The 20,735-nt window shown below is 59.0% G+C and carries 19 protein-coding genes and 1 tRNA gene; 13 read left to right on the top strand and 7 right to left on the bottom strand.

What is annotated here, in order from left to right:
• Positions 1-73: 73 nt before the first annotated feature.
• The gene (gene dinB / locus ACIP66_RS16240; protein ID WP_053117758.1) at positions 74-1,135 is read right to left on the bottom strand and encodes a DNA polymerase IV; all 1,062 of its coding nucleotides are present in this window, start codon (positions 1,133-1,135) and stop codon (positions 74-76) included.
• A 280-nt stretch (positions 1,136-1,415) separates the two neighbouring features.
• Between dinB and ACIP66_RS16235 the strand changes: the two genes are divergently transcribed.
• From ACIP66_RS16235 to ACIP66_RS16220, 4 genes are all read left to right on the top strand, one after another.
• A tRNA-Met gene (locus ACIP66_RS16235) sits at positions 1,416-1,492 on the top strand.
• Between the two features lie 278 nt (positions 1,493-1,770).
• The gene (gene mprF, locus ACIP66_RS16230) at positions 1,771-4,410 is read left to right on the top strand and encodes a bifunctional lysylphosphatidylglycerol flippase/synthetase MprF (protein WP_053117756.1); all 2,640 of its coding nucleotides are present in this window, start codon (positions 1,771-1,773) and stop codon (positions 4,408-4,410) included.
• Positions 4,410-5,705 (top strand): virulence factor family protein, encoded by a 1,296-nt coding sequence (locus tag ACIP66_RS16225; RefSeq protein ID WP_053117754.1) that lies wholly within the window; start codon positions 4,410-4,412, stop codon positions 5,703-5,705. The genes mprF and ACIP66_RS16225 overlap by 1 nt, the downstream gene beginning before the upstream one ends.
• Before the next feature lie 718 nt (positions 5,706-6,423).
• Positions 6,424-6,735 carry a DUF3077 domain-containing protein gene (locus ACIP66_RS16220; protein WP_400649142.1) on the top strand — a complete coding sequence of 104 codons (312 nt, stop codon included), beginning with the start codon at positions 6,424-6,426 and terminating at the stop codon, positions 6,733-6,735.
• A gap of 162 nt (positions 6,736-6,897) precedes the next feature.
• On the opposite strand, the gene ACIP66_RS16215 is transcribed toward ACIP66_RS16220, so the two are convergent.
• Positions 6,898-8,739, bottom strand: a complete 1,842-nt coding sequence (locus tag ACIP66_RS16215; RefSeq protein ID WP_400649148.1) for a potassium transporter Kup — start codon at positions 8,737-8,739, stop codon at positions 6,898-6,900.
• 355 nt (positions 8,740-9,094) lie between these two features.
• Between ACIP66_RS16215 and rimO the strand changes: the two genes are divergently transcribed.
• The 6 genes from rimO (at position 9,095) to tsaA (ending at position 14,297) form a co-directional block, all read left to right on the top strand.
• Positions 9,095-10,432 carry a 30S ribosomal protein S12 methylthiotransferase RimO gene (rimO, locus tag ACIP66_RS16210; protein WP_008088939.1) on the top strand — a complete coding sequence of 446 codons (1,338 nt, stop codon included), beginning with the start codon at positions 9,095-9,097 and terminating at the stop codon, positions 10,430-10,432.
• A 223-nt stretch (positions 10,433-10,655) separates the two neighbouring features.
• On the top strand, positions 10,656-11,129 hold the full coding sequence (locus ACIP66_RS16205; RefSeq protein WP_212549566.1) for a GNAT family N-acetyltransferase: 474 nt from the start codon (positions 10,656-10,658) through the stop codon (positions 11,127-11,129).
• Between the two features lie 156 nt (positions 11,130-11,285).
• Positions 11,286-11,996 carry an rRNA pseudouridine synthase gene (locus ACIP66_RS16200; RefSeq protein ID WP_159813160.1) on the top strand — a complete coding sequence of 237 codons (711 nt, stop codon included), beginning with the start codon at positions 11,286-11,288 and terminating at the stop codon, positions 11,994-11,996.
• Positions 11,997-12,068: 72 nt separating this feature from the next.
• A complete protein-coding gene (locus tag ACIP66_RS16195) occupies positions 12,069-12,536 on the top strand; it encodes a DUF1456 family protein (RefSeq protein WP_158830785.1) in 468 nt (155 codons plus the stop codon).
• A 169-nt stretch (positions 12,537-12,705) separates the two neighbouring features.
• On the top strand, positions 12,706-13,476 hold the full coding sequence (locus tag ACIP66_RS16190; RefSeq protein ID WP_400649139.1) for an SDR family oxidoreductase: 771 nt from the start codon (positions 12,706-12,708) through the stop codon (positions 13,474-13,476).
• A gap of 122 nt (positions 13,477-13,598) precedes the next feature.
• Positions 13,599-14,297, top strand: a complete 699-nt coding sequence (gene tsaA, locus ACIP66_RS16185) for a tRNA (N6-threonylcarbamoyladenosine(37)-N6)-methyltransferase TrmO (protein ID WP_178124181.1) — start codon at positions 13,599-13,601, stop codon at positions 14,295-14,297.
• 213 nt (positions 14,298-14,510) lie between these two features.
• Here the strand turns inward: tsaA and fpr are convergent, their stop codons facing one another.
• Positions 14,511-15,290: a ferredoxin-NADP reductase gene (gene fpr / locus ACIP66_RS16180; protein ID WP_007908723.1), complete on the bottom strand. Its 780-nt coding sequence runs from the start codon at positions 15,288-15,290 to the stop codon at positions 14,511-14,513.
• Positions 15,291-15,423: 133 nt separating this feature from the next.
• On the opposite strand from fpr, the gene ACIP66_RS16175 reads away from it, so the two are divergent.
• Positions 15,424-16,350 carry a LysR family transcriptional regulator gene (locus tag ACIP66_RS16175; protein ID WP_053117737.1) on the top strand — a complete coding sequence of 309 codons (927 nt, stop codon included), beginning with the start codon at positions 15,424-15,426 and terminating at the stop codon, positions 16,348-16,350.
• Here the strand turns inward: ACIP66_RS16175 and ACIP66_RS16170 are convergent.
• The 3 genes from ACIP66_RS16170 to ACIP66_RS16160 form a co-directional block, all read right to left on the bottom strand.
• Positions 16,347-16,709, bottom strand: a complete 363-nt coding sequence (locus tag ACIP66_RS16170; protein ID WP_400649136.1) for a diacylglycerol kinase — start codon at positions 16,707-16,709, stop codon at positions 16,347-16,349. The genes ACIP66_RS16175 and ACIP66_RS16170 overlap by 4 nt on opposite strands.
• Before the next feature lie 74 nt (positions 16,710-16,783).
• On the bottom strand, positions 16,784-17,434 hold the full coding sequence (gene erdR / locus ACIP66_RS16165; protein ID WP_053117733.1) for a response regulator transcription factor ErdR: 651 nt from the start codon (positions 17,432-17,434) through the stop codon (positions 16,784-16,786).
• 223 nt (positions 17,435-17,657) lie between these two features.
• Positions 17,658-18,404 (bottom strand): tRNA-uridine aminocarboxypropyltransferase, encoded by a 747-nt coding sequence (locus tag ACIP66_RS16160; RefSeq protein WP_400649134.1) that lies wholly within the window; start codon positions 18,402-18,404, stop codon positions 17,658-17,660.
• Between the two features lie 189 nt (positions 18,405-18,593).
• Here ACIP66_RS16160 and ACIP66_RS16155 point away from each other — a divergent pair, with 189 nt between their 5' ends.
• A complete protein-coding gene (locus ACIP66_RS16155) occupies positions 18,594-19,019 on the top strand; it encodes a PA3611 family quorum-sensing-regulated virulence factor (protein ID WP_053117728.1) in 426 nt (141 codons plus the stop codon).
• Here the strand turns inward: ACIP66_RS16155 and ACIP66_RS16150 are convergent, their stop codons facing one another.
• Positions 19,020-19,214, bottom strand: a complete 195-nt coding sequence (locus ACIP66_RS16150) for a hypothetical protein (RefSeq protein ID WP_053117727.1) — start codon at positions 19,212-19,214, stop codon at positions 19,020-19,022. It lies immediately after the preceding gene.
• Between the two features lie 349 nt (positions 19,215-19,563).
• Here ACIP66_RS16150 and ACIP66_RS16145 point away from each other — a divergent pair, with 349 nt between their 5' ends.
• Positions 19,564-20,682 (top strand): TIGR00730 family Rossman fold protein, encoded by a 1,119-nt coding sequence (locus ACIP66_RS16145; RefSeq protein ID WP_400649132.1) that lies wholly within the window; start codon positions 19,564-19,566, stop codon positions 20,680-20,682.
• The last annotated feature ends 53 nt before the right edge of the window (positions 20,683-20,735 follow it).

The raw sequence follows: 20,735 nt of genomic DNA, 5'->3' as shown, positions 1-20,735 counted from the left end.
GCAGCCTTCGGCAGCTCCTACATTGGAACGCGTTCTCCTGTAGGAGCTGCCGAAGGCTGCGATCTTTTGACTTTTACCGCTCAAACAACTCCATCTGCTCAAACCCACCGCGCAAATCCTCCAGCCTCACCCCAACCCCCAACAACCGCACCGGTTTCCCGCCGCGATTGAACGCCTGCGTCAGCATCAACTGATAACTGCCCAAATCCCGCCCTGCCCCGGCCTGCTCCAGCGTGGTCTGGGTAAAGTCATGAAACTTCACTTTGACGAACGGCTTGCCCGGTCGATAACTGCTGTCGATCCGTGCCATGCGGGTTTTCAGGGTTTCCAGCAGCTCAGGCAACTTGTCGAGGCAACTGCGCAGATCCGGCAGATCAACGTCGTAGGTATTTTCCACGCTGATTGACTGGCGCCGACTGTCGTTGTGCACCAGACGATCATCAATCCCACGCGCCAGGCTCCACATTCGCTCGCCGAAACTGCCGAATTCGCGCACCAGCGCCAACTTGTCCCACTCGCGCAATTGCGAGCAGTCGACGATGCCGAGCCTGCCCAGCTTGTCGGCGGTGACCTTGCCGACGCCGTGCAGCTTGCTCACCGGCAAACCGCTGACGAAGTCCTCGACCTGATCCGGGGTGATCACGAACAAACCATTGGGTTTTTTCCAGTCGCTGGCGATCTTTGCCAGAAACTTGTTCGGCGCCACACCGGCAGACACGGTGATATGCAGTTGATTGGAGACGCGTCGACGGATGTCTTGAGCAATACGCGTGGCGCTGCCGCCGAAATGCGCACTGTCCGAGACATCCAGATAAGCCTCATCCAGCGACAGCGGTTCGATCAGGTCGGTGTAATCGCTGAAAATCACATGGATTTCTTTCGAGGCTTCGCGATAGGCGTCCATACGCGGCTTGACGATGGTCAGATCCGGGCACAGCTTCAAGGCATGCCCCGACGACATCGCCGAACGTACGCCATAGGCCCGCGCCTCGTAGTTGCAGGTGGCGATGACACCGCGCCGATCCGCCGAACCGCCCACCGCCAAAGGCTTGCCGGCGAGGTTCGGGTCATCACGCATCTCGATGGCGGCGTAGAAACAGTCACAGTCGACGTGGATGATTTTTCGCTGAGTCATGACAGAAAAGGAAACATGGCGAGCCGGATCGGCAGTATCTCACTGACACCTGTATATAGCACCAGTGGTAAGAATGTTCTTTTCCAGGCGTAGGAAAAGGCCTATGAATTTATTTTCTCAATCGGAAGACGCCCTTCGATAGAGCTGAAACCCTTGTCCCACCTGCCCTGCACGCCTTTTCAGGCACTGCAAAAAGCGCTAACCGATTGAACCTCAACAGATTTTATCCAGATTGCGGGTTGACACCCCCGCGTTCCTCTGTAGAATGCCGACACACAGACGCGGGATGGAGCAGTCTGGTAGCTCGTCGGGCTCATAACCCGAAGGTCGTCGGTTCAAATCCGGCTCCCGCAACCAAACATCAAAAAAGGCTACTCGAAAGAGTGGCCTTTTTTGTATCTGTTGAAAAAGTCCTTTCGCAACAATGATCTGTCACCGTGCAGTGAACGCTTGGGATCTTCAGACTCGCCGACTTGCGACTATGCTTGTGTCGCAGGCACGACGTCTGCAATCCAGGAACTGCCCTCGCCGATACCCGGTGAGAGGCGTAGTATTTTGTGATTATTTTTTTCTACAGGGATTGGTAACTTGGCTGGATACCTCCATCCTGTCGCGCACAATCCAAGAGGTGATTGATGCGCGCCAACTCGTCTGATCCACAAGACACCGTCACAGCGGAACATCCGATCAAGCCAGAGCGTTTGCGCTTGCTGGATCGTTTGAGCAAATATCGCCAACCGATTGGTCTGGCGGTGACGTTGCTGCTGTTCGCCATTGCGCTGATTGCCTGTCGCCATCTATTGGCCGAGCTTGATCTCGACGCTCTGCACGACTCGATTCTCGAGGTACCGAAACCCGCCCTGCTCGGCGCTTTCGGTGCGACGGTGGTCGGCTTCATTATTCTGCTGGGCTATGAATGGTCGGCCAGCCGCTATGCCGGCGTGACCTTGCCGCCGCGTACTCTGGCGATGGGCGGGTTCACCGCGTTTGCGATTGGCAACGCCATTGGCCTGTCGCTGCTGTCCGGCGGCTCGGTTCGCTATCGTTTATATGCACGGCATGGTCTGGGGGCGGCGGAAGTCGCGCACATGACCCTGTTCGCCAGCCTGTCGCTGGGTTGCGCGCTGCCGCCACTGGCTGCGCTGGCGACGCTGAGTGACCTGCCCGCTGCCTCTGCGGCACTCGGCCTGTCCGAAGGTTTGCTGGGCACAGTTGCCGCTGTCGTGCTGTTGCTTGGCGCGGTGCTGGCGATCGGCATCTATCGTCGGCGTCTGCCAGAGCAGCCGTTGCGCGATAACTTGCTGGTTCGGGTCGGTCGCCGCACCTTGCGTCTGCCGGGTCGACGTCTGACTTTCCTGCAACTGATTATCACCGCACTCGACGTCGCTGCCGCCGCGACCGTGCTGTATCTGCTGCTGCCCGAAGCGCCGCCGTTTGGCGCGTTCCTGCTGGTGTATCTGCTCGCCCTTGCCGCTGGCGTGCTCAGCCATGTGCCGGGCGGCGTTGGCGTGTTCGAAGCGATTCTGCTGGCAGCGTTTGCCGACAAACTCGGCGCCGCACCACTGGCCGCAGCCCTGCTGCTGTATCGCCTGATCTACGTGGTGCTGCCGTTGCTGGTGGCTTGCGTAGTGCTGCTGATCAACGAAGGTCAGCGCCTGTTCCAATCGCAAACGATGCGCGCTGCCTCGGGTCTGGCCGCGCCGATCCTTGCAGTGCTGGTGTTCTTATCGGGTGTGGTGCTGCTGTTTTCTGGCGCCACTCCTGAAATCGATACACGCCTGGAGCACATTGGTTTTCTGATTCCACATCGTCTGGTCGACGCTTCGCACTTCGGCGCCAGCCTGATTGGCGTGTTGTGTCTGATGCTCGCCCAAGGTCTGCGCCGTCGCCTGTCGGCAGCATGGATGCTGACCACCATTCTGTTGCTGGTCGGCGCCCTGCTCTCGCTGCTTAAAGGCTTCGACTGGGAAGAAGCCACACTGATGACCCTCACCGCCGCGTTGCTGGGGGTTTTCCGTCGCTCGTTCTATCGCCCGAGTCGCCTGACCGAACTGCCCTTCTCGCCGCTGTATCTGGTCGCCAGCCTGTGCGTTCTCGGTGCATCGACCTGGCTGCTGCTGTTCGCCTATCAGGATGTGCCTTACAGCCATCAGTTGTGGTGGCAGTTCACCCTCGACGCTGATGCCCCTCGCGGACTGCGTTCGCTGCTTGGCGCTGCGGTATTGTTGCTGGTGATCGCTCTGACCTGGCTGCTGCGAACTGCGCGCCCGGTGATTCACTTGCCGACGCCGGATGAGCTGGAGCGCGCCTCGAAGATTTTGATGGCCTCTTCGCAACCCGACGGCGGCCTCGCGCTGACCGGTGACAAGGCGTTGTTGTTCCACCCCAACGACGAGGCGTTTCTGATGTACGCCCGTCGTGGCCGCAGCCTGGTGGCGCTGTACGACCCGATCGGCCCCGGCCAGCAACGCGCAGAAATGATTTGGCAGTTCCGCGACCTCTGCGACATTTACCATGCGCGCCCGGTGTTCTATCAGGTACGCGCGGAGAACCTGCCGTACTACATGGACATCGGCCTGACCGCGATCAAGCTTGGCGAAGAAGCCCGCGTCGATCTGCATCGCTTTGACCTGGAAGCCAAGGGCAAAGAGATGAAGGATCTGCGTTACACCTGGAACCGAGGCACCCGCGACGGTCTGTCGCTGGAGATCCACGAGCCGGGCCAGGCGCCGATGGATGAGCTGAAAGTGATTTCCGATGCCTGGCTGACCGGCAAGAACGTGCGCGAGAAAGGTTTCTCCCTCGGCCGTTTCAGCGACGAATACCTGAAGCATTTCCGCATCGCGGTGATTCGCTTCGAAGGCCGCCCGGTGGCGTTCGCCAACCTGCTTGAGACATTCAGCCATGATCTGGCCAGTCTCGACCTGATGCGCGCGCACCCGGATGCGCCGAAGTTGACCATGGAATTCATGATGGTCGGCCTGATTCAACATTATAAGAGTCACGGATACGCGCGTTTCAGCCTGGGCATGGTGCCGTTGTCGGGGTTGCAACCCCGCCGTGGTGCACCGCTGACCCAGCGTCTGGGCTCGATGGTATTCCGCCGTGGTGAGCAGCTGTACAACTTCCAAGGCTTGCGCCGCTTCAAAGACAAGTTCCAGCCTGACTGGGAACCCCGTTATATGGCCGTGCCCGCCGGACTCGATCCGTTGGTGGCGCTGGCCGACACTGCTGCCCTGATCGCGGGCGGCTTGACTGGATTGGTGAAACGCTGATGATTCAACGCTCCCTGAAGTACATCCTGGCCGCACTGATTGTGCTGGCCGTGATTGCCGGCGGCGGTTACTGGTACCTCAAACGCCCTGCACCGGAACCGACGCTCGAACCCATTACGGCAGCCGACGGCACCGTGTTGACCCGCATCATCCCCGGCACCAAGCCCAAGGCGCAGGTGCTGGTGGCGGTCAATAGCGACCAGAAGCTGACCGACAATCAACTGACCACCCTGAGCCGCAGTGCCTCGGCGCAGATCGTTCAGGTGATTCTGCCCAAGGACTGCCTGCAACAAAGCCGCGCCCTGCAAACCGGCCTGCGCGAGCTGAACGGCCCGGCCACTCTGGTCAGCGGCATCGGCCCTGGCGCGGTGCTGGCCTGGCGCTGGCTGGCGGAACAGAAAGATGACAAGGCCCAGGCCATTTCCGTCGACCTGGCACTGGAAAAAGGTGGCTGCACCCACCTGCTGCCGAAATCCGCTGCCCACGGCCACTGGCTGGCAGCGTGGAACGACAACCCGGACGACGCCAGCGCAGGCTTCGTGCGCGATCAACCGAACGCCGAAACCAGCATCAGCGATTACGACATCAACCTGCCGCAAGTGCTGAACAACGAACTGCGCAAAATCCTCGTCGGCGGCGACAAGGCTAACGGTGGCCTGGCGATTCCGGTGGTTGAAGTGCCGGCCGGTCAGGCCAAAGACACTGTCACCCTGTTCCTCTCCGGTGACGGCGGCTGGCGCGACCTCGACCGCGATGTGGCCGGTGAAATGGCCAAGATCGGCTACCCGGTGGTCGGCATCGACACCCTGCGCTACTACTGGCAGCACAAGAGCCCGGAGCAAAGCGCACTGGATCTGAGCGAACTGATGCAGCACTACCGGCAAAAATGGGGCACCAAGCGCTTCATCCTCACCGGTTACTCGTTCGGCGCCGACGTTCTACCGGCGATCTATAACCGCCTGCCGGACACCGAGCAGCAACGCGTAGACGCCATCATCCTGCTCGCCTTCGCCCGCACCGGCAGCTTCGAAATCGAAGTCGAAGGCTGGCTGGGCAACGCCGGCAAAGAAGCCGCCACCGGCCCGGAAATGGCCAAGTTGCCACCGGCCAAGGTGATCTGCATCTATGGCGAAGAAGAGGCGGATGAAAGTGGCTGCACCGACAAGACTGCAGTGGGCGAGGCAGTGAAACTGCCCGGCGGCCACCACTTCGACGAGAACTACCCGGCGCTGGCCAAGCGCTTGGTGGACTTGATCGAGAAGCGTCAGAGCAAGGACTCGGTCGCCGAAGAGTGATCTGAGCCACGCCCACAAAAGCCCCCGCAACTTCGCAGTTGCGGGGGCTTTTTACATTCCAGCCGCCGCCACAATCCCTGTGGGAGCGAGCTTGCTCGCGAAAGCGGCGGGTCAGTCAACAGATACGCCGACTGACACTAAGCCTTCGCGAGCAAGCTCGCTCCCACATGGGAATTGCGCTGGATTCAGCAGTTTTGTGCCAAGGCTCGCAAATCTCTTGACTCTTCAGGAGGCTAAAAACGCCAAGCGTCCACATTCCATAAAACGTGGACACCTGCTTGATTGGCATTATCGAATCGTCAACTCCACACTCAAATCTTCCGCCGAACCAATACCCGCAAAACCGCCAGCAACGTTTAGTTTCGTTTACTTCTGGTCTCGCAATATCAGATGACGCCCACTGACCTTGTAGGCAAACTCCGAAACTCTTGTTGGGGCGCTGTACCGCTCTATTGCGCTGTTTTTCGAAGGGATACTCTCCGGACGTCGCTGATCCATTCAGCGATCGGGCTTGGTAACCCGGTGGAATAAGGCGCAACAGCGCACCCGACACGACTCAGGCGTTATCCCGCCCGAGCCCCTGTGTTATGGCAGCTGTGCGTGGGACGCTTTCGGGCGTGCCGGTTTCCTTGATTCCCCGGTTTACCAACCTGCGCACAGCTGCCACCCATTCGCTTGGTATCGGATGCGGCAGCTCTCGAAATCAAGGGAACTGAACATGAACAATCCATCTGATCTTAAAACCATCGGCTTCACCCCTTTCCTCCACAACTCGGATCAGGCGTTCTTCAACGTCCGCTCCGGCATCCCGATCATTGATGCTTTGTCCCAATCCTCAGACCTGCTGTCCCTTGCCAAATCCTTCGCAGAAGACGCTGCCTTCATCAGAGACACCGACCGTTATGCCTGGGCTGCGCATTATCTTACGGTGATGGGCAAAGCCTTGATTGATGACGTGATCCAAGCGCTGATCCCGCGACCTGCGCGTACGAAGACCGAGTCTGAAGCAGAGATACCTGAAGGCTTGTAGAGGTTTGAAGATCAAAAGATCGCAGCCTTCGGCAGCTCCTACATGGAATGCGAAACCTGTAGGAGCTGCCGAAGGCTGCGATCTTTTGATCTGAAGTTGCCGCCCACAAAAAAGCCCCCGCCAGCCACAAGGCCGACGGGGGCTTTTCGGATGGGGCCAAACTTACATTTCGACCTGCGTCCCCAACTCAATCACCCGGTTCAGCGGCAGATTGAAGAACCGCAAGTTCCCATTGGCATTCTTCAACATGAACGCAAACAGCGCCTCACGCCAACGCGCCATGCCTTCCAGCTTCGAGGCAATCACCGTTTCGCGGCTGAGGAAGTAGGTGGTGCGCATCGGGCTGAAGTCCAGATCATCCAGATGACACAGCTTCAGCGCTTGCGGCACGTCAGGCTCATCGGTGAAGCCGAAGTGCAGGATCACCCGGAAGAAGCCCTCCCCGTGCGCTTCAACCTCGAAACGTCGCGATGGCGGTACGCGCGGGATGTCTTCGTAGACCACCGTCAGCAACACCACCTGCTCATGCAACACCTGGTTGTGCAGCAGGTTGTGCAACAACGCATGCGGCACGGCGTCGGAGCGCGCGGTGAGGAACACCGCGGTGCCCTGCACACGATGCGGTGGTTGTACGCGGATGCTGCTGATGAAGATCGGCAGCGGCAGCGCGCCTTCGTCGAGGCGATCGACCAGCAGTTGCTTGCCGCGTTTCCAGGTGGTCATCAGCACGAACAGCGCGATACCGGCGATCACCGGGAATGCACCGCCCTGCACGATCTTCGGCACGTTGGCGGCGAAGTACAGACCGTCCACCAGCAGGAAACCGATCAACACCGGCACGGCAAGGATTGGTGGCCATTTCCACAGCAGCAGCATCACCGCCGACACCAGAATGGTGGTCATCAGCATGGTGCCCGTCACCGCCACGCCGTAGGCCGAGGCCAGTGCGCCAGACGATTCGAAGCCGAGTACCAACAACACCACGCCAACCATCAACGCCCAGTTCACCGCGCCAATATAAATCTGGCCCTGCTCGGCGCTGGAGGTGTGCTGGATGTACATGCGCGGAATGTAGCCGAGCTGAATCGCCTGACGGGTCAGGGAGAACGCGCCGGAAATCACCGCTTGCGAGGCGATTACCGTGGCCATGGTCGACAGACCGACCAGCGGAATCAACGCCCAGCTCGGCGCCAGCAGGTAGAACGGGTTACGCGCCGCTTCCGGGTTGTCCAGCAGCAAAGCGCCCTGACCGAAGTAGTTGAGCACCAGCGCCGGCAACACCAGAATGAACCACGCGCGGGCAATCGGTTTGCGACCGAAGTGACCCATGTCGGCGTATAGCGCTTCGGCACCGGTCAGCGCCAGCACCACAGCGCCGAGGATCGCCACGCCCATGCCCGGATGAACGACGAAGAAATTCACCGCCCACATCGGGTTCATCGCATGCAGCACTTCTGGGGTGTGGCTGATGCCATACACACCAAGCGCGCCGAGGACGAGGAACCATGTGACCATGATCGGCCCGAACAGAATGCCGATCCGCGCGGTACCGTGGCGCTGGATCAGGAACAACCCGACCAGAACGACCAGCGACAGCGGCACCACCCAATGATCAATGCCATCGAATGCCAGCCCCAGACCTTCAATCGCCGAGAGTACGGAAATCGCCGGGGTAATCATGCTGTCGCCATAAAACAGCGCAGCGCCGATCAGTCCGCAAACCACCAATAATGAACGCAGCTTTTTGCGATGCCCGGCCGCTCGCCGAGCCAGTGCGGTGAGCGCCATGATGCCGCCCTCGCCCTGGTTGTCGGCGCGCAGCACGAACATCATGTATTTGATCGAAACCACCCAGATCAGCGACCAGAAGATCAACGACAGAATGCCCAGCACGCCGTCGTGATTGACGGGCACACCGTAGCCGCCGGAAAACACTTCTTTGAGGGTGTACAACGGGCTCGTGCCGATGTCGCCGTAAACCACCCCGACCGCCGCGACCAGCATACTCAGCGGCTTGGTTGCCGAACCCTCGGCGCCTGCCGCATGACTACTTGCCTGACCCATCCAACACTCCTGACTTACCGGAACCGGCTTCTTTTCAATGAAGCACTATGCTTTGTCGTGCAGCATGATGCGCTGATTTACCTGTTGTTACAGACGATTTGTTGACTGTAAAAAATTGGTAAAGCCCAACGGCGCGAAGCATAGCGCAGCACTCGTCGTATTTCCCGGCATAAAGCTGGTCAAGTGCGCTTCTCGCCGCTAGAATTGCGCACTTTTTGATCAGAGGCGCACCCTAAGCGCCCATCCGTCGGCTTCCGCACTGCGCAAGCGGCGTCACAAAATACCGAGGTTAGACATGTCCACCACTCCTGCGCCGGCCAATCCAAAGGTTGGCTTTGTATCTCTGGGTTGCCCGAAAGCACTGGTCGACTCCGAGCGCATCCTGACCCAGCTGCGCATGGAAGGTTATGACGTGGTGTCCACCTATCAGGACGCCGACGTTGTAGTCGTCAACACCTGCGGTTTCATCGATTCGGCCAAGGCTGAGTCGCTGGAAGTGATCGGCGAAGCGATCAAGGAAAACGGCAAGGTGATCGTCACCGGCTGCATGGGCGTGGAAGAAGGCAACATCCGCAACGTGCACCCGAGCGTGCTGGCCGTGACCGGCCCGCAGCAGTACGAGCAAGTGGTCAACGCCGTGCACGAAGTCGTGCCGCCGCGTAAAGACCACAACCCGCTGATCGACCTGGTGCCGCCGCAAGGCATCAAGTTGACCCCGCGTCACTATGCTTACCTGAAGATTTCCGAAGGCTGCAACCACAGCTGCTCGTTCTGCATCATCCCGTCGATGCGCGGCAAACTGGTCAGCCGTCCGGTCGGCGATGTGCTCGACGAAGCTCAACGTCTGGTCAAATCCGGCGTTAAAGAGTTGCTGGTTATTTCGCAAGACACCAGCGCTTACGGCGTTGACGTGAAATACCGCACCGGATTCTGGAACGGCGCGCCGGTGAAAACCCGCATGACCGAACTCTGTGAAGCGCTGAGCACTTTGGGTGTCTGGGTACGTCTGCACTACGTTTACCCGTACCCGCACGTTGACGAGCTGATCCCGCTGATGGCCGCCGGCAAGATCCTGCCGTACCTGGACATCCCGTTCCAGCACGCCAGCCCGAAAGTGTTGAAGTCGATGAAACGCCCGGCGTTCGAAGACAAGACCCTGGCGCGGATCAAGAACTGGCGCGAAATCTGCCCGGATCTGATCATCCGTTCGACCTTCATCGTCGGCTTCCCGGGCGAAACCGAAGAAGACTTCCAGTACCTGCTGAACTGGTTGACCGAAGCGCAGCTCGACCGCGTCGGCTGCTTCCAGTACTCGCCGGTAGAAGGCGCTCCGGCCAACGATCTGGATCTGGAGATCGTTCCGGACGAGGTCAAGCAGGATCGTTGGGATCGCTTTATGGCCCACCAGCAAGCGATCAGCTCGGCACGTCTGCAAATGCGCATCGGCCGTGAGATTGAAGTGCTGGTGGACGAAGTCGACGAGCAAGGCGCAGTTGGCCGCTGCTTCTTCGATGCCCCGGAAATCGATGGCAACGTGTTTATTGATAACGGCAGCAACCTGAAGCCGGGCGACAAGGTCTGGTGCAAAGTCACCGACGCTGACGAATACGATCTGTGGGCCGAACAGATCTAACACCGCATACCCTGTAGGAGCTGCCGAAGGCTGCGATCTTTTGATCTTGATCTCGATAAACAAGATCAAAAGATCGCAGCCTCGTTTCACTCGTCAGCTCCTACAGGGATTCGGGATAGCGCTGAATTCAAAAGCCCCGCTCTTTTTCCAAGATGCGGGGCTTTTTTACGGCTATCGTTTATCGGGGGACGGACTCCCTTGAACGAACAAGAGGCCAACAGGCATGCGTCACCACTCGGTTATCCACACGCCGAAACTCAGCGATTATCAGGAACTGACCCGGGTCTGGGAGGCCTCGGTTCGCGCCACCCATGATTTTCTGCCGGACAGCTATATCGAGCTACTGCGTAATTTGGTGCTGACCCGCTATCTGGATGCGGTGATGCTCATCTGCACCAAGGACGCCGACCAGCGCATCACCGGGTTTGCCGGTGTCGCGGCGGGCAAGATTGAGATGCTGTTCATTGATCCCGATTTTCGCGGCCAAGGTTTGGGCAAGAAGCTGCTCAACTACGCGATGCAGCATTTGAACGCCGATGAGCTGGACGTCAACGAACAGAACCCGCAGGCACTGGGGTTTTACTTCAAGCAGGGTTTTGAGGTGATCGGCCGCTCGGAGGTGGATGGCATGGGCCAGCCGTATCCCTTGCTGCATATGCGTTTGCGGCAAAATCAGCAACGCTCCAGCCACGCCTGACCCACAACCGTACCCCTGTAGGAGCTGCCGAAGGCTGCGATCTTTGCTTTTTAAAGATCAAAAGATCGCAGCCTTCGGCAGCTCCTACAAATGGAACCGGGCTTAACCGGCGCCACACAGGTACAATGCCCACCCCTTTTTTGTTACGGCCCTGTCATGACTGACCCGATTCGCCTCTCCAAACGCCTCATCGAACTGGTCGGTTGCTCCCGCCGGGAGGCCGAGCTGTTCATCGAGGGCGGCTGGGTCACCGTGGACGGCGAAGTCATCGACGAACCGCAGTTCAAGGTCGGCGACCAGAAGGTCGAGCTCGACAAGGACGCCCAGGCCACCGCGCCGGAGCCGGTGACTATCCTGCTCAACGCGCCGGCCGGCATGGACGTCGAAAGCGCCATGCAATCGCTGAGCATCGACACCCTCAGCGAAGAACACCGCTATGGCAAACGCCCGTTGCGCGGGCACTTCCTGCGCCTGACCGCCAGCGCCGACCTGCAAGCCAAGGCTAGCGGGCTGCTGGTGTTCACCCAGGACTGGAAAATCCTGCGCAAGCTCACCGCCGACGCCGCGAAGATCGAGCAGGAATACGTGGTCGAAGTCGAAGGTGACATGGTCGCCCACGGCCTCAACCGTTTGCAGCACGGCCTGACGCACAAGGGCAAAGAGCTGCCGCCGGTCAAGGCCAGCTGGCAGAACGAAAACCGCCTGCGCTTCGCCATGAAAAACCCGCAGCCGGGGATCATCGCCCAGTTCTGCGAAGCGGTGGGCCTGAAGGTCATCGGCATCCGCCGCATCCGCATCGGCGGCGTCTCGATCGGCAAAGTCCCGGTCGGCCAATGGCGCTACCTGTCCGGCAAAGAGAAGTTCTAAGACTTCCACTGCCGCCACACATTCCGGCAGCGCGCCCGCGTGCTGCCCACAACGCTTATCAGGATTACTCACATGATTCATAACGACGTATTGCGCAGCGTGCGCTACATGCTCGACATCAGTGACAAGAAAGTTGTCGAAATCATCAAGCTCGGCGGCATGGATGTAGAGCTCGCTGACGTGCTGACCTGGCTCGACAAGAAAGAAGAAGACGAAGAAGGTTTCGTACGCTGCCCGGACGAAGTCATCGCGCACTTCCTCGACGGTCTGGTGATCTTCAAGCGTGGCAAGGATGAAAGCCGTCCGCCGCAGCCGATCGAAGTGCCGGTGACCAACAACATCATCCTGAAAAAACTGCGCGTAGCCTTCGAATTGAAAGAAGACGACATGCACGCGATCCTCAAGGCTGCCGAGTTTCCGGTGTCCAAGCCTGAGCTGAGCGCACTGTTCCGCAAGGTCGGCCACACCAACTACCGCCCGTGCGGCGACCAGTTGCTGCGCAACTTCCTCAAAGGGCTCACGCTGCGCGTGAGAGCGTAAACAGCAGCTACAAGCTACAAGCTGCAAGTTGCCACACCGCGTTAACTTGTAGCTTGCAGCTTGCCACTCGAAGCTGGCCGCATGGCCCCCCATTCCTTTCGAAAATAGTGGCTCCGCTTCTCGCGGCTGACGACTAGGGTGTATTGATCCCTAGCACTCAGGACTCGCCATGCACCCGTATTTCTCCCTGCAAGGCCGCACCGCTCTGGTGACCGGCGGCACCCGTGGTATCGGCAAAATGATCGCCAAAGCCTTCGTCGAGGCTGGCGCGCGTGTCTATGTCTGCTCGCGCGACGCCGAAGCCTGTCATCAAACCGCGGGAGAACTCAGCGCTTTGGGTACTTGCTACGGCATGGCAGCGAATCTGGCGACTGAGGAAGGCGTGCAGGAACTGGCCGCGCGTCTGGGCGAGCAAATCACCCATCTGGATATTCTGGTGAACAACGCCGGCACCACGTGGGGCGCGCCGCTGGAGAGTTACCCGGTCAAGGGCTGGGAGAAGGTCATGCAGCTCAACGTGACGTCGGTGTTCACCTGCATCCAGCAGTTTCTGCCGTTGTTGCGCAAGGCAGGCTCAGCGGCGAATCCGGCGCGGATTATCAATATTGGTTCGGTGGCGGGGATTTCTTCTTTTGGTGAACAGGCGTATGCCTACGGGCCGAGTAAGGCTGCCCTGCACCAATTGTCGCGAATTCTGGCGCGGGAGCTGGTGAGCCAGCACATCAATGTCAACGTGATCGCACCGGGAAGGTTTCCGAGCAAGATGACTCAGCATATTGGCAATGATGAAAAGGCGCTGGCGGAGGACACAGCGGTGATCCCGATGAAGCGTTGGGGGCGTGAGGAAGAGATGGCGGCGTTGGCGATCAGTCTGGCGAGTACCGCCGGGGCCTATATGACCGGGAATATTATTCCGTTGGATGGTGGGTTTAGCCTTTAAAAGATCGCAGCCTTCGGCAGCTCCTACATGGGATCGACGCGCCCTTGTAGGAGCTGCCGAAGGCTGCGATCTTTTGATCTTTAGTGCATCATTCCCACCCTGCCCCGCTTCGAATGCAAACCATGACTTACAGCGTCTCCCCCATCGGCTTCGTGCGCTCCTGCTTCAAGGAGAAATTCGCCATCCCGCGCCAGCCGCAACTGGCTCCCGCCGCCCGTGGCGTGCTGGAACTGGTGGCGCCGTTCGATCAGGGTGACGCCGTGCAAGGCCTGGAACAGGTCAGTCACGTCTGGTTGCTGTTCCTGTTCCACCAAGCACTCGAAGAAAAACCACGCCTGAAAGTCCGCCCACCCCGCCTGGGTGGCAACAAGTCCATGGGCGTGTTCGCCACCCGCGCGACTCACCGCCCCAACGGCATCGGTCAGTCTGTGGTGAAACTGGACAAGGTCGAAGCCAATCGCCTGTTCATCTCAGGCATCGATTTGCTCGACGGCACGCCGGTTCTCGACGTCAAACCCTACGTGCCCTATGCCGATATCATCCCCGAAGCCTCCAACAGCATCGCCAGTGCAGCACCGCAGCTGATTGACGTGCAGTGGACGGACTCAGCACTGAAACAAGCGCACACACACGCTCAGCGCCTTGATGAGCCGTTGGTTGCGTTGATTGAACAGTGTCTGGCCCAGGATCCGCGTCCGGCATATCAGACCCCGGTGCCAGAGCGTGAATACGGCGCGCAGTTCTGGGATCTGGACGTACGCTGGCATTACCCGACGCCTGAGCAGATTCGCGTGCTCGAAGTTATTCCTGCCGAGGCTTGATACCTCTGGTTAATGTAGGAGCTGCCGAAGGCTGCGATCTTTTGATCTTGATCCATTAAAAACAAGATCAAAAGATCGCAGCCTTCGGCAGCTCCTACAGGGGAATGTTCGGGCATAAAAAAGCCCCCATTGCCTTTGCAGGCAATGGGGGCTGATCGTTCCCACGCTCTGCGTGGGAATGCATCCGTTGACGCTCTGCGTCACCTGAACAGCTTACTTCTCGACGAACGCACGCTCGATCAGGTAATCACCCGGCTCGCGCATCCGCGCCGAGATCTTCAGGCCGAAGCTGTCGAGCACTTCACTGGTCTCGTCGAGCATGCTCGGGCTGCCGCAGATCATTGCACGGTCGTCCTGCGGGTTGATCGGTGGCAGGCCGATGTCGCTGAACAGCTTGCCGCTGCGCATCAGGTCGGTCAGACGGCCCTGATTCTCGAACGGCTCGCGGGTCACGGTCGGGTAGTAGATCAGCTTGTCACGCAGCGCTTCGCCGAAGAACTCGTTCTGCGGCAGGTGCTCGGTGATGAATTCGCGGTAGGCGACTTCGTTGACGTAGCGTACGCCGTGAACCAGGATCACTTTTTCAAAGCGCTCGTAGGTTTCCGGATCCTGAATCACGCTCATGAACGGCGCCAGACCAGTGCCGGTGCTCAGCAGGTACAGGTGCTTGCCCGGGTTCAGGTCATCGAGAACCAGGGTGCCGGTAGGCTTTTTCGAGATGATGATCTCGTCGCCTTCCTTCAAATGCTGCAGCTGCGAGGTCAGCGGGCCGTCCTGCACCTTGATGCTGAAGAACTCCAGATGCTCTTCCCAGTTCGGGCTGGCGATCGAGTAAGCGCGCATAAGCGGGCGGCCGTTAGGCTGTTGCAGGCCGATCATCACGAACTGACCGTTCTCGAAGCGCAGGCCCGGATCGCGGGTGCACTTGAAGCTGAACAGAGTGTCGTTCCAGTGATGAACACTGAGGACACGCTCGTGGTTCATGTTGCTCATGTACGTTTGACTCCTGGAGATTGGGTCTGCGCTGGCTTTTGAAGGCGACGGTGCGCAATTGCATCGCATTCTAATAGCGACGACAATATCTGTTAACTGGATTATTAAGATAAGGGTTATCGGTTATATCGATATGCGATTTACTCTCCGTCAACTGCAAGTCTTCGTCGCCGTCGCCCAGCAGGAAAGCGTATCCCGTGCTGCGGGTCTGCTCAACCTCTCGCAATCGGCCGCCAGCACTTCGATCACCGAGCTTGAGCGCCAATCCAGCTGCCAGCTGTTCGACCGCGCCGGCAAACGCCTGAGCCTCAACGCCCTCGGCAAACAGCTGTTGCCGCAGGCGGTGGCCCTGCTCGATCAGGCCAAGGAAATCGAAGACCTGCTCAACGGCAAATCCGGTTTCGGCTCGCTGTCGGTGGGCGCCACGCTGACCATCGGCAATTACCTGGCGACCCTGTTGATCGGCAGTTTCATGCAGCGCCACCCGGAAAGTCAGGTGAAGCTGCACGTGCAGAACACTGCCAATATCGTGCAACAAGTTGCCCACTACGAAATTGATCTGGGTCTAATCGAAGGCGATTGCAGCCACCCGGACATCGAAGTGCAGAGTTGGGTTGAGGATGAGCTGGTGGTGTTTTGCGCGCCGCAGCATCCCTTGGCCAAACGCGGCACCGCAACCATGGAAGAGCTGACGCACGAGGCGTGGATTCTGCGCGAACAGGGCTCCGGCACGCGGCTGACCTTCGATCAGGCCATGCGTCATCATCGCAGCGCGCTGAATATCCGTCTGGAGCTGGAACACACCGAAGCGATCAAACGCGCGGTGGAATCGGGGCTGGGGATTGGCTGCATCTCGCGACTGGCGCTGCGTGATGCGTTCCGACGCGGCAGTCTGGTGCCGGTGGAAACGCCGGATCTGGATCTGGCGCGGCAGTTCTACTTCATCTGGCACAAACAGAAATACCAGACCTCGGCGATGCGCGAGTTTCTCGAACTGTGCCGCGCTTTCACCGCCGGGGTTCAGCGCAGCGACGAGATCGTCTTGCCAACGATCGCTTAAATCAGAATCACCGCCCACACCAGACCGATCATGCTCAGCGCGACGAATTGCGCGGCGCTGCCCATGTCCTTGGCGTTCTTCGACAGTGGGTGCAGTTCCAGCGAGATGCGGTCGATGGCCGCTTCGACCGCCGAATTCAGCAGCTCGACGATCAGCGCCAGCAGGCACACCGCGATCAACAGCGCCTGTTCAACACGGCTGACATTCAGAAAGAACGTCACCGGAATCAGGATCACGTTGAGCAACACCAGTTGGCGGAACGCCGCTTCACCGGTGAAAGCTGCGCGCAGACCGTCCAGTGAATAACCGGAGGCATTAAGGATGCGTTTCAGGCCGGTCTGGCCCTTGAAAGGTGACATAACGTTGAGACCAACCAAAAAGGAGTGAGAAAGCTAGATCAACAAAAGTCAAAAAAGCGTGAAGGCGCCAGGCTTTATTGACTCGGAATTGACTCAAGTTGTTGCAGAAGCAACGCAGCCTGCGTGCGGGTGCGCACATTCAGCTTGCGGAAGATCGCCGTGACGTGGGCCTTGATGGTCGCTTCCGACACACTCAATTCGTAAGCAATCTGCTTGTTCAACAGGCCTTCGCAGACCATGGTCAGCACGCGGAACTGCTGCGGCGTCAGGCTCGCGAGGCCATCGCTGGCGGCTTTGGCTTCGTCGGACACGGCAACTGCTTCGAACGCTTGCGGCGGCCAGAACACATCGCCATCAAGCACTTTGCGCACGGCTTGCTGAATCACGCTGAGGTCGCTGGATTTGGGAATAAAGCCACTGGCGCCGAATTCACGCGATTTGACCACCACCGAGGCTTCTTCCTGAGCCGACACCATCACCACCGGAATCTGCGGATATTGCCCGCGCAGCATGACCAACCCGGAAAAGCCGAAAGCGCCGGGCATGTTCAGATCCAGCAGCACCAGATCCCAGTCAGATTTTTCGGTCAGGCGCGCTTCCAGTTCGGCGATGCTCGCCACCTCCACCAGTCGCACATCGGGGCCAAGACCCAGCGTCACCGCTTGATGCAGGGCGCTACGAAACAGGGGGTGATCATCGGCAATCAGGATGTCGTATGTGGCCATTTTTCAAATGATCCTGTTTTTGATGGCAGACCCGATGCAGTCAGGTCTGGCCAAAGCAACTCAAGATGCCGCTTGCAAGCGGTATCCACAGGGGCACGTTCAACGCCAATAACCAGCAAAGACGGCGTTTCAAACCTTGGCCGCACCCTAATCGGCGCCAAGCATGCCCAGCGAAGACTGGGTGGTCAAGCAGCAAGGCCGCCGGTAGCTACAGTATGGGCCACTATTGCGCCAACTCCGGCTGCGGCTTTCGTATATAGGGCAACAACTCGGCGTGCGCGGGGGTGGATTCATTCATGTCGAGCTGTTGCTTGGCGCCGAGGTAATGCTGGCTGAACACATCGAAATACGCGTCCAGCGCCGAGGCGGCATCCGCGTCGCCGGCCAGCTCCAGGCACAGCGCCGCGACTTCGGCGGTGCACAGATGCTCGCTGCGGGTGGAACGGCGCAGGCGATAGCGCGAGAGTTTGTCGGGCAGCAGGCTCAGGATCGGCAAGCGATCGAAATACGGGCTCTTGCGGAAAATTTTCCGCGCTTCCGTCCACGTCGCATCCAGCAGAATAAACAGCGGGCGCTTGCTGCTATCGGGCGCGACGGTGTTGGTCACCCGCGACGGCTCGACGTATTCGCCTGGGAACACCAGATACGGCTGCCATTGCGGGTCGTTGAGCAGTGCCAGCATCTGCGGATCGGGCTCGGTGCGCGACCAGATGAACGCATGGTTATCGCGCACGACATCCGCAATCAGCCAACCGGTGTTGCTCGGTTTGAACACTTCCTTGCCGGTCATGATCAGGCACACGCCTGAACGCGTGTCGACGCTTGGTCGCCACGCACACAGGCAATGGCTGATGATCACCCGGCAATCGCGGCAACGCTCGGAGCGAAAGCCGCGGGCCTGAATCGGCTTGATGCCTTCATCTTCGCGCTGGTCGCGCAAACGGGCGACGGCATTGGGGGGATGGTTCATCGCGGGCAACGCCGGCAGACAGGGAAACTCGACACGAACAGCACTCGGCAGGGCAATAAAGGCCGGCAGTTTACCAGAGCAACGGGGACAAGCCTGTACCCTCCCGACCGGCTCCCCTATAATTCGGCGCCACTGAACGCACAGCCCCGAGGCTGGTCGAACCACCAGTCACCGAATCAGGAGAGTTTCATGCTGCGCCTTATCGTTCCCACCGCTGCCATTCTGCTGGCGTCGTCCTTCACCGCTCAGGCTGCATCCTTGAGTGAGCAGAATCTGAACCGCGAGCTGCGCAACGTCGCCGCCCAGAGCAGCGTCGGCACGCCACGCGCCATCAGTGAAGACATTCTTGATCAGGGTTTCACCGTTGAAGGCACCACGCTGATCAACCACCTGAGCGTGCAGGCCAGTCATGCGCAGAAAATGCGTGCTGATCCCAAGGCTGTGTACTTTCAACTGGGCGCTTCGGTGTGCAACAACCCGGCCTTTCGCAAGCTGATGGCCAAAGGCGCGGTCATGCGCTACGACTTCACCGAAGTGAAAACCAACAAAGCGATCGGCTCCGCCAGCTATCAGGATTCGGATTGCCCGAAAACTGCCCCGGCGAAGAAGAAGTAATCATCGCGAATTGGCGCGCCGCTGTTCATCCTCGGCGCGCAATTCGGCCAGCAAGGCCTGAAGATACTGCGACGGATGCTCGCCACCCGCCAAACGCCGGCAGCATTCCTCTTCGAGACTGACCTGATGGGTCTCGGCAGATGCTTTCAACATTCGATACAACTGTGCATCGATCTCCAGAACCACTCTGGTCATGTCCCGCCTCCTGGCTACCCGCAAATCCTTCAAAAACGTGCACCTTGCGTACGGTTATTGCCGCAACGCTGTCGTACGGCGCCTGTAAGTTAGTTAATCAGAGGGTTTAGCGCGCGTTGCACGTTCAGACGAGCGGTGTGCCGATCCCTGAATATCAACAAGCGGTTGCCAGCCAGAACATTGCGGCGCAATGATCGAGTCAGCGCAATTGCACGCAAGGGTCTAAATTCAAAGTATTCCCGATCATCTGTTAACGGCAGAAATGGAACTGCCGATCGTGTGTGTTTTTGCAGCGCGGCCCTGACGCCGCTCGTCAGGGCCACCCGCTCTGTGCAGAAGGAGACGTTGAATGCCTTACCAACCGAATGACCTGTTGAGTCGTCATTTTCAGGAAAGCGGCCCCGACCTCATCAGCCAGGTCGAAGCACAACTCAGCCGTGTTTCCCCCAACAGCCCGAACCTTCCCATTTACCGCGACATGATCCTGACCGTGCTGCGCATGGCTCAGGAAGACCACAACCGCTGGAACGCCAAGATCACCCTGCAAGCCCTGCGCGAACTGGAGCAAGCGTTTCGCGTGCTGGAGCAATTCAAGGGCCGACGTAAAGTCACTGTGTTCGGCTCGGCACGCACACCGGTCGAACATCCGCTGTATGCGCTGGCCCGAGAACTCGGCGCGCAATTGGCACGCTCCGACATGATGGTCATCACTGGTGCCGGTGGCGGCATCATGGCCGCTGCGCACGAAGGTGCCGGTCTCGATCACAGCCTCGGCTTCAATATCACCCTGCCCTTCGAACAGCATGCGAACCCGACCGTCGACGGCACCGGCAATTTGTTGCCGTTCCACTTCTTCTTCACCCGCAAACTGTTCTTCGTCAAAGAGGCCGATGCGCTGGTGCTGTGTCCGGGCGGGTTCGGTACGCTGGATGAGGCACTGGAAGTGCTGACGTTGATTCAGACCGGAAAAAGTCCGCTGGTGCCGGTGGTGTTGCTGGATGTGCCGGGCGGCACGTTCTGGCAGGGCGCGATGGATTTCATTCGCCAGCAACTGGAGGAAAATCACTACATCCTGCCGACCGACATGAAACTGATGCGTCTGGTGTACACGGTCGAAGAGGCGGTGGAGCAGATCAACCAGTTCTACAGCAACTTCCACTCCAGCCGCTGGCTCAAGCGACAGTTTGTAATTCGCATGAATCACAAGCTCAGCGATCAGGCGCTAGAACATATGCAGGTCGCGTTTGCCGATCTGTGCCTCAGCGACCAATTCTATCAACACGCTTACAGCGGCGAGGAACATGATGACGCGCAATACAGCCATCTGGCGCGACTGGCTTTCGCCTTCAATGCGCGTAATCAAGGGCGCTTGAGAGAGTTAATCGACTACATCAATCTGCCGGAAAACTGGGCGCAGTCCAAACCGCAAGCAGCGCAACGTACGCGTGAGCCGTCAAAGGCAATTTAAAGGCAAAAAAAACGGCCCGCTATTTCCATAGCGGGCCGTTTTTATTGAGGCGT

The organism is Pseudomonas sp. NPDC088429 (assembly GCF_044753305.1).
GTDB lineage: Bacteria > Pseudomonadota > Gammaproteobacteria > Pseudomonadales > Pseudomonadaceae > Aquipseudomonas > Aquipseudomonas rustica.
This window is presented reverse-complemented; position numbering and strand designations above follow the sequence as displayed.